A 14,911-nucleotide genomic window follows, 5' to 3' on the forward strand; every position below is an offset into this window, starting at 1 on the left:
CAGGCGACGCCTGGGCAATCGCCTTTATCTCTACAGCCTTTCAATTTGCCGCGACGCCATGTTTCATGGCGTGCGCGGTTTTTGCTCGGCCGAAAAAGCCGATTACGTGATTTCAGGGGGAAATGGCGGATGCGCCGGACAACACGGTCCGGCGTGCAGGAAGTGGCTTATACGGACCACATGAAGAAGATCGCGCCGACAAGCGCGCCGACGCTGGTCATCACGGCGATAGTCCTGACCGTGTGCAGTTGCGTCCAGAGCAGCAGGCCGGTGATCGACAGCAGGATCATGCCGCCCGCAATCGTATCCGACAGCAGCACCCAGAACGCGTTGACCCCGATCGACATGTGCAGGCGGGTCAATGTACCGATCGGCGTGGCATCGACCTGGTCGAGCTTGACGAAGCGGTTGCCGACGAAATACTCGGCGGTCACGCCGCGCTCCGGGCGGGTGAGCGTCACGGTCCAGCGTTCCGGTTGCCGGACCTCGCGGTCGGCCCACACGACGGTCTTCTCGGGCTGCTTCTTCACCACGGCAGGGGAGGCCGGGATGAAGTTCAGTTCCTGTTGCAGCCAGGCGGACAATTCTTCCGGATTGGCGAAATTGCGCTCCGGCAGGTTGACCTGGACGGTGTTCTGCACCGTTTTCTCGACCGGAATCTTCATGATCGCGCGATGGTTGAGCAGGAATCCGGTGACTCCGAACAGCAGGCCGAGCACCGCGCCCCACAAGCCGACATAGAGGTGTGTCTTGCGCAGCCAGGTCAGGAAGACGGCACGCCTGCTGCGCTTGCGCTTTCGTTCCAGTTCCAGCCCCGGACGGCGCGGTCTCAGTCGTGTCGGGAGGACAGGTCAATGCAGCGGCCTTCATTGCTTACTTCACAGCATGTTTCAAAGGAGCCTCTGCGCCGGAAACGGTGCCGTCGATATTCACGACGACAAAGCTGAATTGGATGCGGACCTTGTCGTACGGCTTCCCCGCGAACTCCCCTGGCATCGTATCGACATGCACGAGATGCAGCACGTATTTGCCGGCGCGCGAATGTTGATGTGGTCAATACCTTTCGAGTATGTCGTATGTCCTACCTTGAGGTGTTATTTCTCACGCCGAATGCCGAGTTGCAATAATTATCAAAAAGTCAATGCCATAACTATGAGATTGTCTAAGGGTTGTCAAAAATTTAACATGTTGGCTTGAGGTTTCATATAGCCAGCCACCCCGCTAGGATTGACATTTTTCGGGATCAGCCAGCCATTGTTAATTGCTCAGCCATTAAGTGAGCACTCCCGGAAAAAGTTAAAACGATGGTATCAATTTCTGAATTCATTCAACTCCGCTCAGCCATTTGCAGCATGAATTAATAGCGGCCCCTTCCTCATACAAAAGGATGTAAAAGATATTCGAACTCATTTCATAAATACAGGTCTGCGCATTTTTTCAGGCAAAGCGGGGGCTGAAATGGCGAGCCGGCAATTTCTTACAGATGAACAATGGGCAGTTCTGTCACTGTTAATTCCGCCGCCCAAGCTGCGTGCTGACGGGCGCGGCAGGCCGCTCGAGCACGATGCTCGTGCCGTCTTGGACGGTGTGCTATGGGTGCTTCGCACTGGTGCTGCATGGGCCGATTTGCCCGACAGGTACCCTTCAATTTGCCCGACAGGTACCCTTCATATTCGACCTGCTTCCGCTGTTTCAGCCAGTGGGTCAAGGACGGGACACGGCGGCACCTGCTCGAAGCCTTGGTGCTGGACCTGCAAGCCAGGGGGGCATCGACCTATCGGAATGCTTCATCGATGGCACCTTCGTGGTGGCAAAAAAGGGGCGGGCGCAAAGTGGGAAAGACCAAGTGCGGCAAAGGTACGAAGCTCATGGCAATCGCGGACGCTGCTGGTCTTCCACTCGCCGTGCACACGGATTCTGCTAGCCCACATGAAGTCACCCTTGTCGAAGCTACCGTCGATGAAACTGTCACCGTTGGACTGCCCGAGCGACTTGTTGGGGATTGTGCCTATGACAGTGATCTGCTTGATAAAAAGCTCGCCGCCGGCGGCATTGAGCTGATTGCGCCCCATAGAAGAGGTCGCGTCAGGCCAGCTACCCAGGACGGCCGTGTACTGCGCCGATACAAACGGCGTTGGAAGATTGAGCGATTGTTCGCATGGCTGAACAAATACCGGCGAATACTCACTCGGTGGGAGTGCGACGATCAACGCTTTACCGGCTTCGTTCATCTCGCCTGCTCTATGATTTTGCTGCGAAGGTATTTATGAAATGAGTTCTCATATATTTTTGTGGCACGCAAATTTATGAAGTATGCGAATGTCCGAATGCTTGTCAAACCTCAATAGGTCGTCTTTCTATCATTAGAGAAGCAGGTACATCACACACGTGTCGCGTCCAACAGCTACCGCTATTGTGGCAATCAGAAAAACGCTCTTAACGAATAGAGCATGGAGCGCAAAATTTTCTTTTCACCCGTTAGGAGGCATTGCTAAATAAGTACTCAACATACCTGTTGCAATTTTTAAATTCGGCAATCCCGATAATCTCGGGTTGCATCTCAAACTGATAAAAGGGGGCTTTTAAATGAGAGAACTTAGTATTAACGAATTGGAGGTGGTGTCAGGCGCCGCTGACATGGGAGAAATTGGGACGGGGCTTGGGGCTGTAGCACTAGCTGTTGCTATCGTCGCTACTCCGGTTGGGGCGATCGGTCTTGCTGGTGCTACTGCGCTTAGCTATTTGGGTGGTGTCATGATCGGCGATGGTTTAATCGGTGGCCAAGTGTTTGGTGGCCGTGATCCCGCTGATGGTGACTAATATCGAACGTACTCAGCAGTCGGCAAGTAGGACAACATGGGCTAGCCATTCTCGCACAGAACTTGGCTAACTTTGTTTTCTCATTCGGTGACGTCTGAGTAACGCTTAGCCATTCATAGGCACTCATGTAATTATGAGTGCCTATGGTTACAGAAGAGATTAATTTCCGACATTAAGACCGCATCGCATGAAGGTGCGCGGCGCGCAATTTTGATAGTTTTAACTTCTCTTCTACATGAGGATTTTAAAAATGAATGAAACAGTTGTATATCTACTAGTAATCGGGATTATCACTGTTGTTGTGTCGATTGTTCTGTTCAAGGCCAAGTATGTCACTGCCCCTTCAATGGTAAACAAGCCGACCTTTTATGCTTTTCTGGCGATTGCTTTGATGATATTTGGGCTTGTTGCTCTCAATAGAACTTACTAAGGAGCCGCGAATATAGGTGACGAAGAAGGGACGATTCCCTTCTCTTCAGGGGGGCGCCGAAGGAAATTCATCCTCCAATCTTTTTCTTGAAGGGGAAGGAGCTTGCACTCATAACGGTCGCCTATGTTCGCGACTCATGAGTGGTCGGCGACGCTTGAATAATCAAGATTACTGATGAACGAAATCTTCTCTTTAGTACAGCCAAACAAACTTACATGCCGACCGCTGAGTAAACAATAATTCCCAGCTTAGCAGATGTGCCTCTAGCTCGATTGTTCGCATGTTTGCAAGAATGGTCCTGTTGTTTGGTATTCGCAAATATGACGAATTTACTATGACGAAATTAATTACCTTTGGCGTGTCGCAACAAGAATTCCTTGATAACTATTATGAGAAACGCCCCTTTTTCCGAAAAGCAGCTTTTAATCATTCAGTTAGTTGGGACGAAATAAATAACGTTTTATTTAGCCTAGATCCCACTGCGCGAAATATCAGGCTTTTTAATAATGGACTTGTTCCTGAAGAGAATTACGTTGAAGACTATTTTGATGTTCGTCTTCCGAGGAAAAGAATTATTAAAGACATTTTCTATCAGCATATGAAGAATGGCGCCACTCTCGTGCTTAACAGATTGGACGCTGCATCAGTTCTTACGAAAAAATTCTGTAGGGAAATTTCTGAGTTTGTTGGTGAACAGACTGTTGCCAACGGATACGTTGCGTTTGGTGATAAAGAGTCTTTTGGTAATCATTGGGATACTCATGATGTATTTGCTTTGCAGCTGATCGGTAGAAAAAGATGGAAGGTCTATGAACCGACTTTTTCGCTTCCGCTTTTGCCTCAAACATGTAAGAAACTCGGACACGAATGCCCGCAGAATCCTGTGTTTGATATCGTGCTGGAGGCTGGTGACATTCTTTATATCCCCCGCGGCTGGTGGCATACAGCAATACCATTACAGGAGGAGACATTTCATCTTGCAGTTGGGGTGCATCCGACACTGGTAATAGATTACATATATTGGATATGTCAGCATGCGTTGTCTAAGCACGTGGAGTGCCGTAAATCGATAAGACAAACAAATAGCGGTCTTGCGCCAGTTATGGAGATATTCAATTTGTTAGAACGAGAAATTTTGGATACTGGAAATCTTCAATCATTTCATAATTCCGTTATTAGTCATCAGAGAATAATTTCGAACTTTGATATAAAAGCCTTTGGACGTGTAGATAAAGTAGAAATTAATCCGGCATCACTTATTCGGCTTAACTCTCATCATAAGACTACGTTTGATTCGAAGAGCATTCTTGTCAATGGATTCAAAATCAATCTTGACGACTCCGGGGCCGCAATAATGAAAATTGTTTCCGATTTAGGCAGTGTCTCGATTAAGGAACTTAAGATGAAGTTACCAGATATTTGCGAAGACAAGCTCAAATCCCTATTGTATAACCTCGCTTTTCGAGAGGTGATAGATATCGCCGCATAAAAAAGAATGTATGAACACTGTTCGTTAGATGCTCTGCTGTAGCTATCGATAGCTACAGCAGAGGATACCCATCCACGCTTATTCGGTAGTCCGTAAATAGGACGACCTAGCCCAGCCTTTTTCAATGAAGGCGAAATTAATTTGTCGTGCTAGTTGAAGGCGGCTGATTAATACTCAGTGATCCACTGGCGAAGCACCGAGCAAGAAACAAGGATCAAAAAAATTGACGAAAGACAGCATCTATAGACATGCTTCCCTAAGTGCGAAACAGACTCAGTGGCTCGGCGATATTGTTTTAATTCGTCCCATTTCATTTAGTGCATTTACTGCTTTTTCAATTGTTCTGGCATCTACCATTGTCGTTTTTCTGATTTGGGGTACTTACACTAAACGTACTTCAGTCATAGGGCAATTGGTTCCTAGTACGGGGTTAGTCAAGGTATATGCACCACTGCCGGGAATCGTAAATGAAAAGCATGTTGTCGAAGGCCAGTTCGTCAAACGAGGAGAGATCCTTTACACGTTATCTAGTGAACGGCAGAGCAGTACGCAGAGGAATATTCAAGCTGCAATTAGCCGCCAAGTCGCAGCACGGCAGCAGTCTCTTCGTAACGATTTGGAAAAGATGCGATATGTTCAGAAGGAAGAACACGATGCCCTGTTAAAGAAAATTGCCGGGCTGCAGATGGAGTTGGCAAGACTTGACAACCAAGTTGAAATTCAGGAGAGCCGGTTAAATCTCGCTGAAGAGGCTATCTCTCGTTACCATGATCTGGTTCTACAGGGATACATCTCCAAAGTGCAGTTACAACAGAAGCGGGAGGATCATCTCGATCAACGAGCTCGCTTGGAAAGCTTAGAGCGGGATCGTATCGTCGTTAGGCGCGAACTGACTTCTCAACAAAACGGGCTTTCTAGCCTCCCGGCTAAACAGCAGAGTCAGCTGGCGCAAATTGAACGTAACATCTCCAGTGTTGCGCAGGAACTCTCTGAAAGTGAGGCAAAGCGTCATCTGGCTATTACTGCGCCGGGAAACGGCATAGTTACTTCCGTGGTCGCTGAAATTGGACAGGCCGTCGATGCAAGCATGCCGGTGGTGAGTATCGTACCCGATGGCGCAGTATTACAAGCCCATCTATATGCATCGAGTAAAGCGATTGGCTTTATTAAAGTAGGGGATGCTGTGCTATTGCGCTATCAAGCATATCCTTATCAAAAATTTGGTCATGCCCGCGGAGTCGTAGCCACTGTCGCAAGAACGGCTCTGCTCAGCAGTGAACTTGCAGATATGCGAAGTTTGGTGAGCAACGGTATAAGTGGGGTTAATGAACCGTTGTACCGCATTGTCGTCAATCTAAGCACACAAACCATCGCGGTATACAACAAACATCAACTTCTCCAGGCAGGGATGCTGCTAGATGCAGATGTGCTCCAGGATACTAGGCGCCTGTATGAATGGGTGTTGGAGCCACTGTACGGCATGATGAGTAGACTTTAAAAAGAAAAATATTGCTGCTGTATGTCCTTTCTTAATGAGATTTCCTTTGGCTTTGGGTCGAAGCTCCCGCTGATTTTGCAGACCGAGGCGACTGAATGCGGTCTTGCATGTTTGGGTATGGTAGTAAGTTACTACGGCCATCGTACCGATTTAGCGAGTCTGCGCCGTCATTTTTCAATCTCCCTCAAGGGGGCGACGCTTACAAACCTGATTCAGATAGCTAACAGTCTGGAGTTGGTGACACGGCCGCTCAAGTTGGAACTAGACGAGTTGGTTCAGTTAAAGCTGCCATGTATCTTGCATTGGAACTTCAATCACTTTGTGGTGTTGAAGGAGATTGGCACAAAAACAATCACGATTCACGATCCGGCTTTTGGGATTCGAAAATTGTCCTTGGAAGAAGTATCGCAATCATTTACCGGTGTCGCGCTTGAGCTATGGCCAAATTCCGGCTTTAGACCGCAAGACCAAAGGCAGCCCCTGAGGTTACGTAATTTGATGGGGAGAGTGACCGGTCTCAATCGCTCTTTTGTGCAAGTTCTATTGTTGGCTCTTGCTTTGGAGGTGTTCTCATTAGTTAGTCCATTTTACATGCGATGGGTAGTCGACGACGTAATCGTGTCTGCCGATCACGATTTATTGACTACGCTTGCATTAGGCTTTGGATTGTTAATACTAATGCAGCAGACAATTAGTGCTGTTCGCTCTTGGGTCATTATGTATTTGGGCACAACCTTGAATATTCAGTGGCGAGCCAACGTGTTTACACACTTGCTACGATTGCCTGTCCAGTATTTCGAAAAGCGACACTTAGGTGATGTGGTATCACGTTTTGGTGCAATCGATCAAATTCAAAAAGTTTTGACTACTTCGTTCTTGGAAGCTGTTATTGATGGATTGATGGCAATAGTGACCTTGGTGATGATGTTTGTTTACAGTATCGTGTTAGGTTGGATTGCAGTTGGAGCAATGGCACTCTATGCATTGAGTCGGTGGGCATGGTACTACCCGTTGCGGACATCGAATGAACAGCAAATTGTCCAGGCTGCCAAGCAGCAAAGTCACTTTTTGGAAACGATAAGAGGGGTTAGGGCGATCAAACTTTTTCAACGACAGAGCGAACGCCGTTCAACTTGGCTTTCGCTCGTCGTCGATCATATTAATGCCGACTTAAGTTCCCAGAAACTTCAATTGATCTACAAACTCTTGAATGGCGTGCTGTTCGGAATTGAGAATATTTTGATTATATGGTTGGGGGCGAAGGCCGTTTTGGACGGCAGTTTCACTGTTGGCATGATGATGGCCTTTAATGCATACCGAAACCAATTCGACAGTCGCGTGTGCTCCTTAATTGATAAGTACTTTGAAGTGAAACTGCTGCAGTTGCAAGGCGCACGCCTAGCCGACATTGTGTTGTCCGAGCCTGAGGCACTACACGGGGACGTGATAAATTTAAGCGGCACACAACTCGAGTCGACTATTGAGGTGTCTAATCTCCGTGTTCGTTACGGCGACCATGAATCGTTCGTTCTTGACGGCGTGAATCTCAAAATCTCTCCAGGGGAATCGATTGCTATAACAGGCCCGTCTGGTTGCGGTAAGTCGACACTAATCAATGTGATTTTAGGAATTCATCCTCCCACGGAAGGTGATGTTCTCATCGGTGGAATAAGTGTAAAGCAGATCGGTGTCGAAAACATACGTCACTTGGTTGGAGCGGTGATGCAAGATGATGTGCTTTTCGCAGGTTCTGTCGCTGACAACATTAGCTTCTTCGATCCTCAGGCCGATCAAAAATGGATTGAGCATTGCGCACAAGTGGCGGCGGTTGCTTCTGAGATTACAGCGATGCCAATGGGATACAACACACTCGTCGGAGATATGGGAACAGTCTTGTCGGGCGGACAGAAGCAGCGAATTCTATTGGCGCGTGCGCTCTACAAGCGCCCCAAAATTCTCGTCCTTGACGAAGCTACGAGTCACTTAGATGTATCGCGGGAGCGCCAAGTTAATGCTGCAGTAAAATCACTTAACATTACCAGAGTGATTGTGGCGCATCGTCCCGAAACAATTGCTACAGCTGACCGTGTGATTGTGATTGGTGATGGCAAAATAGTGCACGAAGAGGTGGCTCCGTTTGGCTGGACACGAATTTGACTTCGTTGCTGAGCAGTCTCAAACTAATACGACAAACTAAGAACGGATTAGGAATCCGATGATCAAACCGTCCATGAAACGAGACGGAAGAACACCCCCGGTGTCAAAATAGTTGTCGCGTCACCTGATTGAAGTAAATCGTATCGGGGACGGGCAAAGAGTCGAAGTGAAAGCGTATTCAGCGGAACGGAAAGAAGCGGTGTCGCGGCGGATGATGCCGCCGGAGAACAAGGCGGTGTCGGAACTGGCCAGGGAAACTGGCATCACCGAACAGACACTCTATACTTGGCGGCATCAATTGAAGAATCAGGGAATGCCGGTGCCGGGAGATGGGAAGAATCCCGAGGGATGGTCCTCGGAAGACTGATCAGCGTCCCAGATCGCCGTTTATGTGTAGCGTTGATCCGCGAAGCGCAAGAGGCTGGCTGCCGCTTGCATTGTGCCTGTGCCGAACTGAAATTGAGCGTGCGCACGTTTTTCGCTGGGTGCGAGAAGGCGATGAGGTGATTGGTGCCGACGCGCGCACGAGGACTGTTCGCCCGGCGCCTGCGCACAAGCTCAGCGAGGCCGAACGCGAGCAGATGCTGGCCATTGCCAACAGCGCCGAATTCGCCAGTCTGCCGCCATCCCAGATCGTGCCTGCGCTAGCAGACCGTGGGGGTGTACGTGGCCCGGCCTGCCATCTACGCCGCTTATTCCAGCGCGGGCAGATTGGCAAAGTAGAACGCATCCGGCGTGCTGCCGTGGTGCGCTGTGCGGCCTCCGGGAATTTGGCCTACCTCTGCGCTCATGCCCGTCATATCGTCCACATGAACCAGATTCCACCAGCCAAAGCACCTGCGCTGGTCATCACGGCGATAGTCCTGACCGTGTGCAGTTGCGTCCAGAGCAGCAGGCCGGTGATCGACAGCAGGATCATGCCGCCCGCAATCGTATCCGACAGCAGCACCCAGAACGCGTTGACCCCGATCGACATGTGCAGGCGGGTCAATGTACCGATCGGCGTGGCATCGACCTGGTCGAGCTTGACGAAGCGGTTGCCGACGAAATACTCGGCGGTCACGCCGCGCTCCGGGCGGGTGAGCGTCACGGTCCAGCGTTCCGGTTGCCGGACCTCGCGGTCGGCCCACACGACGGTCTTCTCGGGCTGCTTCTTCACCACGGCAGGGGAGGCCGGGATGAAGTTCAGTTCCTGTTGCAGCCAGGCGGACAATTCTTCCGGATTGGCGAAATTGCGCTCCGGCAGGTTGACCTGGACGGTGTTCTGCACCGTTTTCTCGACCGGAATCTTCATGATCGCGCGATGGTTGAGCAGGAATCCGGTGACTCCGAACAGCAGGCCGAGCACCGCGCCCCACAAGCCGACATAGAGGTGTGTCTTGCGCAGCCAGGTCAGGAAGACGGCACGCCTGCTGCGCTTGCGTACTGCTGGCCTGGTTTTCTGCTGCGCCGTGGTTGTCGTATCGAGCGTGCGGGTGTATGCATCGGCCTTCATTGCTTACTCCGCCGGATGCTTCGGCGGAACCGCCGGGCCGGGATCGGCGCCATCGGTCTTCACGAAGGTGTAGGTGAAGTGGCTGCGGACGTTGTCGTACTTCTTGCCGCCGAACTCGCCGGGCGTCTTGTCCACGTGCAGCACATGCAGCACGTACTGGCCGCGCCAGGGCGTGTTGATGTGAACCACGCCTTGCGCATCGGTGGTGTGCTCCTGCATCCAGGTATTGGGTGCAATCACCTCCAGCTTGGCCTCCTTGAGCGGCTGGCCGCGGTAGAGGACGACCAAGGCGTTCGGCCCGCGTTCCTGGACATCCAACACCAGTGCAGTGCCGTCCGCCTTGCCGTGACGCGCATAGTAGTTCGGCTTGGCGACGCCAAGGCCGTTCTTGCTCATGTCCCGCACGTCGAGCGACTCCTCGGCCGCCAGTACGGCGACCGCCTTGCCGCCGGCGATGGCGAAGTGCTCGGCGGTGCGGCTGATCGCGACGGATGTCCTGCTTCCGCCGGCATCCGTTTCGAAGGCTTGTGGTCCCTTGATGTTGTCGAGCTTGCCGGGGCTCTTTTCCTTCAGCAGCACGTCGGCTTCACCGAAGTAAAGTTTCGCATTGCCGTCGGCAGACTCGATCCACAGATAGTGCGCCTGCACGGCGCCGCTGGCCATCAATGCCGCGGCCGCGATGGCCATGGTGATCTTGTTCATGGGTTCTCCGTGCAATGTTCAGAACGTATAGCGCGCGGTGAGCTGCACTGAGCGCGGTGCACCCGGCAGATTCAGGTTTGGCACGGTACCGTGCCCGGACACGATGTACTTGCGGTCGAACACGTTATTGATGTTCAACTGCAGGTCCAGATTCGCGATCTTGTAGCCGACCATGGCGTCCATCGTGGTGTAGGCGGGCAGGGTGACGGTATTGCCCGGATTGGCGAAGCGGTCGTCGACATAGTTCACGCCAGCTCCTGCACGGTAGCCTCCACCGAGGAACTTGGTGAGCCAGATGTTGGCGCTGTGCTTCGGCGTCAGCGTTGGGCGCTTGCCCTGAATGCGCATATTGCGGAATGCGGTCCGGTTGTCGCTGTTGTCGACCGAGGGCGAATCGGTGACTTTCGCGTCGAGATACGAATAGCCCGACCAGATCTGCCAGCCGTGAGACAGGTCGCCGGTGAAGGTCAGCTCCAGGCCGTCGGTCTGCTGCGTGCCGATCGGGATCAATATGCCCGGCCTGCTCGGGTCGGTCGACTTGATGTTCGTGCGCTCGAGGCGGAACAGCGACGCGGTTGCGGATGCCTTGCCATCGAAGAAGTCGAACTTTGCGCCGATTTCCTTGTTGGTGGTTTCCTCGGGGGCGAGCTGCCCATTGTTCGCGGCCAGCGGGAAGATTTCTGCGGACGGCTGGAACGACTTGCTGATGGATACGTAGTACGACTGTGCCTGCGTCGGCTGGTACACCACACCGGCACGCGGGCTCCATGCCTTGTCGGTACGGCTCAGTGTGATCGCGCCGGCACGATTCTGCGTTTCCTGCTCGAACGCATCGTAGCGCACGCCTGCCAGTGCCTTCCATTTTTCGGACAGGGTCACCAGGTCCTGGACATAGGCGCTGGAGGTGGTGAGGATACCGATGTTGTCGGACGACGGTGTAGCGGTGGCGTTGAACGGCACGACCGGTGCCACCGGATTGAACAGGGACACGGTCGCGATGTTGGCCTGTGAGCGGAAGAACTGGTCCTTGTCCTGCTTGCCGAACTCCACGCCGTACAGGATCTGGTGCGCGATGCCGCCGATGCTTGCCTTCTGCACTAGTTCGGTCTGATTGAAGAAGCCGTCTTCGTTGCGGCGCACATTGCCGCGGTTCAGCGATGCTGTCTGTGCGGTTTCATTCACGGAGCCGACATTGGTGTTGTTGCGGTCGAGCGAATACGTGTAGCGGCGGAATGCATTGCGTAGCGACAGCTCATTGCTGAAACGGTGGTCGAGCGTGAAACTGAGCGCGTTCACGTCGGATTGCGAGAAATCGAAATTCTTTGCGTTGGCGGCGCCGTAATAGGTACCCGGCGAGACAGCGACCGGTCGGCCCTGGTAGGCGGGAATGCCGAAGTCTGTCACACGGCGGTCGGACAGGTACTCGGCCTGGAGCAAGGCCTTGGTCTTGTCGCCGAGCTTGAACGACAGGGAAGGGGAGATTGCTTCGCGCTCGAGGAATTGCTGGTCGCGGTAGCTGTCCGCGCGCTCGATCGCGCCGGTCACGCGGAAAGCGACGCCGCTGTCCTCGAAATTGCGAGCGACATCGAACTCACTGCGGCGCTGGCCCCAGCTGCCGACGGTGAGGCCGACTTCACTCTTGTCGATGCCGGGTTTTTTCGTGACGCGGTTGATCAGGCCGCCGGACGAGCCGCGGCCGTAGAGCACAGATGCAGGCCCCTTGATGACTTCCACCTGTTCGATGTTCGACAGGTCGCGGAAATACAGCGCATCGTCGCGCAGGCCGTCGATGAACTGGTCCGCAATCGCGGTGAAGCCGCGGATGGTCACCTGGTCGCGCTGGCCATCGCCGTGCGACAGGCCGATGCCCGGCACCATTTTCATGACGTCCTGCATGGAATTCGCGCCTTGGTCGCGCAGCAGGGTTTGCGGCACCACGTTGACGGTCTGCGGGATGTCGCGCAGCGGCGCTTCGATCTTCGTCGCGCTGGTGGCCGTTGGCAGGTTGTAGGTTTGTGGCACTTCGCGGCTGCTCTTGACCTTCACTTCCGGGAGGGCGGCTTCAGTGGCCTTGGTTTGTGCGAATGCGGGAGCGGCGAGTTGTTGTACGGCGAGCGCCACCAGGAGCGCCAGCTTGGTCTTCTTTATGTTCATGTTTTCATTCTTTGGGTGAAGAGGCTGGCTGGGGCGGACCTGGCTGGCGGTTTAAGTGAGAGGTTATTTTCCTTGCGGGTCAGTGACGAACCCGATCTTGCCGAGTCCGCCGGACTGCGCCGCCGACATCACCTGCGCAATCTTTTCATACTGCGTGGTGCGTTCCGCATGCAGGTGCAGCTCCGGCTGCGGTTCCTTCTGCGCAGCGGTGGCGATACGGTTCTTCAGCTCGCCGTCGTCAATCGCCTCGCTGTTCCAGTACACCTTGCCCTGTGCATCGATCGACAGGTTGATGTTTTCCGGCTTGGTCTGGTTCGGCTGGTTGGTTGCGCGCGGCAGGTCCAGTTTCACGCTGTGGTTCATGACCGGCACGGTGATGATGAAGATGATCAGCAGCACCAGCATCACGTCGACCAGCGGCGTGGTGTTGATCTCGGGATTGAAATCGTCTTCGGAATCGGACAGGGAGCCCATGGCCATGATGTGCTCCTTACTTGCCGATGGCGACCAGCTTCGCGCCTTCGTTCTGCTCGGCGCGTGCGCCGGTGACGAAGAGGGCATGCAGGTCGAAGCCGAACTTGTTCATCTTGGCGATCACCGCCTTGTTGCCGCGCACGAGGGCGTTGTAGCCGAAGGTGGCGGGGATGGCGACCGCGAGGCCGAGTGCCGTCATGATCAGCGCCTCGCCGACAGGGCCGGCCACCTTGTCGATGCTGGCCTGGCCGGCGGTGCCGATCGATACCAGCGCGTGATAGATGCCCCACACGGTGCCGAACAGGCCGACGAACGGCGCACTCGAACCGACCGAAGCCAGCACCGCCATGCCGGTCTGCAGCTTGCCGGCGGCTTCGTCGATTGCCTGGCGCAGCGACAGCGTGACCCAGTCGCTGACCGACAGCTGGTCATGCAGATGGCCCTTGTGCGCGTTGTGGTGGCGCATGGCGACGACGCCGGCGTTGGCGATATCGGCGAAGGGGTTGTCCTTGCCGAGGGTGGCGAGGCCTTCGTTCACACTGGTGGTATCCCAGAATTCATGGCCGGCGGCCTTGCCGGCGCGGCCGTAGCGCCACAGCTGCAGCGCCTTGGTGACGATCACGTACCAGGAGGCGATCGACATCGCAATCAGCAGGAAGGCGACACCCTTGGTGACGAAGTCGCCTTGGGTCCAGAGGGTTTCGAGTCCGTACGGGCTAGCTTGCATGTTGAGTCCTAAGTCTTGGGATTAATTGTCCAGTTGGAATCGGATAGGGACGATGGCAAAGGCGGGGACTGCCTTGCCGTCTTCCATGAAGGGCTTGAACATCGCGCGCAGGACGGCCTGGCGGGCCGCTTCATCCAGTCGCGCGGAGCCGGAGCTCTGCTGCACGTCGACCCGCTCCGGGCGGCCCTTGTCGTTGACCAGCACGCGCAGCACTGCCTTGCCTTCCTCGCCCATGCGGCGCGAGACCGGCGGGTATTCCAGCTGCGGCGCCCTCAGGTATTCGATGCCCGAAGTGACTGTCTTCGGCAAGGCCGGAGCGGCGGGCGCGGGCGGCGCGGATACGACCGGCGGTGCGGGATCGGCTGGTGCAGGCGCGGGCGGGGCCGGCGGTGCGGTGATCGCGTTCTGCGAGGGCGCCGCGTTAACAACCGGGACCGGTGGAGGCGGCGCCACCTGCCTCTTCACCACCGGGACGGTTTTCGGTTTTTCCGGCGCGGGCTGCGGCTTGGACGGCTCGGGTTTGGACTGCGGTTGCGGTGTGATGAAGGTCACCGTGACTTCGCGCGGCAGTGCCTCGGCTGCCTTGCGCAGCAGGCCGCTTTGCAGTGCATAGAAAAAGGCGACGTGCAGCAGGATGATCGTGCCGAGCGGGCCGATGCGGCGGAGCAGTTGACGCGCCTGTTCAAAAGACGCACCGGACGGAGCGGGGCGTGCGCTCACGGAAGCGGCCGTCATGCTGCCACGGCAGCGCAGGCGTGTGCGCGAGTCGGTTCGGTTTGTGCGGATGCAAATCCACGGGAGGCCATGTCACGTTCCTTGGGCTGTTCTTTTCGTGGCTGGCTACCGTCAGGCATGACGCCGCAGATGGCTGGCTGGATGTTCGGGGCTGTTCTCGCAGGCTGTATCCAATCTGTAAATGAGAACAATTCGTATTTGCATTATTCACGATCCGACTCAAAAATGCA

General features: G+C 54.2%; 12 protein-coding genes and 2 pseudogenes. 7 read left to right on the forward strand and 7 right to left on the reverse strand.

Annotation, left to right across the window (positions count from 1 at the left end):
* Positions 1–167: 167 nt before the first annotated feature.
* Positions 168–833: a PepSY-associated TM helix domain-containing protein gene (locus tag AC3WOY_RS24000; protein ID WP_492429395.1), complete on the reverse strand. Its 666-nt coding sequence runs from the start codon at positions 831–833 to the stop codon at positions 168–170.
* A gap of 625 nt (positions 834–1,458) precedes the next feature.
* On the opposite strand from AC3WOY_RS24000, the pseudogene AC3WOY_RS24005 reads away from it, so the two are divergent.
* From AC3WOY_RS24005 to AC3WOY_RS24035, 7 genes and pseudogenes are all read left to right on the forward strand, one after another.
* Positions 1,459–1,587, forward strand: a pseudogene (locus tag AC3WOY_RS24005) (hypothetical protein); the annotation flags it as partial.
* A gap of 29 nt (positions 1,588–1,616) precedes the next feature.
* Positions 1,617–2,270 carry an IS5 family transposase gene (locus tag AC3WOY_RS24010; protein WP_492428398.1) on the forward strand — a complete coding sequence of 218 codons (654 nt, stop codon included), beginning with the start codon at positions 1,617–1,619 and terminating at the stop codon, positions 2,268–2,270.
* A gap of 316 nt (positions 2,271–2,586) precedes the next feature.
* The gene (locus AC3WOY_RS24015) at positions 2,587–2,820 is read left to right on the forward strand and encodes a hypothetical protein (RefSeq protein ID WP_492428400.1); all 234 of its coding nucleotides are present in this window, start codon (positions 2,587–2,589) and stop codon (positions 2,818–2,820) included.
* 764 nt (positions 2,821–3,584) lie between these two features.
* Entirely contained in the window at positions 3,585–4,739 is a 1,155-nt protein-coding gene (locus tag AC3WOY_RS24020; RefSeq protein ID WP_492428402.1) for a JmjC domain-containing protein, read from the forward strand.
* Between the two features lie 223 nt (positions 4,740–4,962).
* The gene (locus AC3WOY_RS24025) at positions 4,963–6,237 is read left to right on the forward strand and encodes an HlyD family secretion protein (protein WP_492428404.1); all 1,275 of its coding nucleotides are present in this window, start codon (positions 4,963–4,965) and stop codon (positions 6,235–6,237) included.
* Between the two features lie 21 nt (positions 6,238–6,258).
* Positions 6,259–8,394: a peptidase domain-containing ABC transporter gene (locus AC3WOY_RS24030; RefSeq protein WP_492428406.1), complete on the forward strand. Its 2,136-nt coding sequence runs from the start codon at positions 6,259–6,261 to the stop codon at positions 8,392–8,394.
* Positions 8,395–8,560: 166 nt separating this feature from the next.
* A pseudogene (locus tag AC3WOY_RS24035) lies at positions 8,561–9,053 on the forward strand (transposase); the annotation flags it as partial.
* Between the two features lie 137 nt (positions 9,054–9,190).
* Here the strand turns inward: AC3WOY_RS24035 and AC3WOY_RS24040 are convergent.
* The 6 genes from AC3WOY_RS24040 to AC3WOY_RS24065 all read right to left on the reverse strand — a co-directional run bounded on the left by AC3WOY_RS24040 (position 9,191) and on the right by AC3WOY_RS24065 (position 14,681).
* Positions 9,191–9,889 (reverse strand): PepSY-associated TM helix domain-containing protein, encoded by a 699-nt coding sequence (locus tag AC3WOY_RS24040; protein WP_492428408.1) that lies wholly within the window; start codon positions 9,887–9,889, stop codon positions 9,191–9,193.
* A 3-nt stretch (positions 9,890–9,892) separates the two neighbouring features.
* Entirely contained in the window at positions 9,893–10,591 is a 699-nt protein-coding gene (locus tag AC3WOY_RS24045) for a DUF4198 domain-containing protein (protein WP_492428410.1), read from the reverse strand.
* Positions 10,592–10,609: 18 nt separating this feature from the next.
* Positions 10,610–12,745: a TonB-dependent receptor gene (locus AC3WOY_RS24050; RefSeq protein WP_492428412.1), complete on the reverse strand. Its 2,136-nt coding sequence runs from the start codon at positions 12,743–12,745 to the stop codon at positions 10,610–10,612.
* Positions 12,746–12,808: 63 nt separating this feature from the next.
* On the reverse strand, positions 12,809–13,225 hold the full coding sequence (locus AC3WOY_RS24055) for an ExbD/TolR family protein (protein WP_492428414.1): 417 nt from the start codon (positions 13,223–13,225) through the stop codon (positions 12,809–12,811).
* 10 nt (positions 13,226–13,235) lie between these two features.
* Positions 13,236–13,946 (reverse strand): MotA/TolQ/ExbB proton channel family protein, encoded by a 711-nt coding sequence (locus AC3WOY_RS24060; RefSeq protein WP_492428416.1) that lies wholly within the window; start codon positions 13,944–13,946, stop codon positions 13,236–13,238.
* A gap of 21 nt (positions 13,947–13,967) precedes the next feature.
* Positions 13,968–14,681 carry an energy transducer TonB gene (locus tag AC3WOY_RS24065; RefSeq protein ID WP_492428418.1) on the reverse strand — a complete coding sequence of 238 codons (714 nt, stop codon included), beginning with the start codon at positions 14,679–14,681 and terminating at the stop codon, positions 13,968–13,970.
* Positions 14,682–14,911: the final 230 nt, after the last annotated feature.

The sequence above is a fragment of the Noviherbaspirillum sp. FW303-A3 genome, assembly GCF_058788695.1.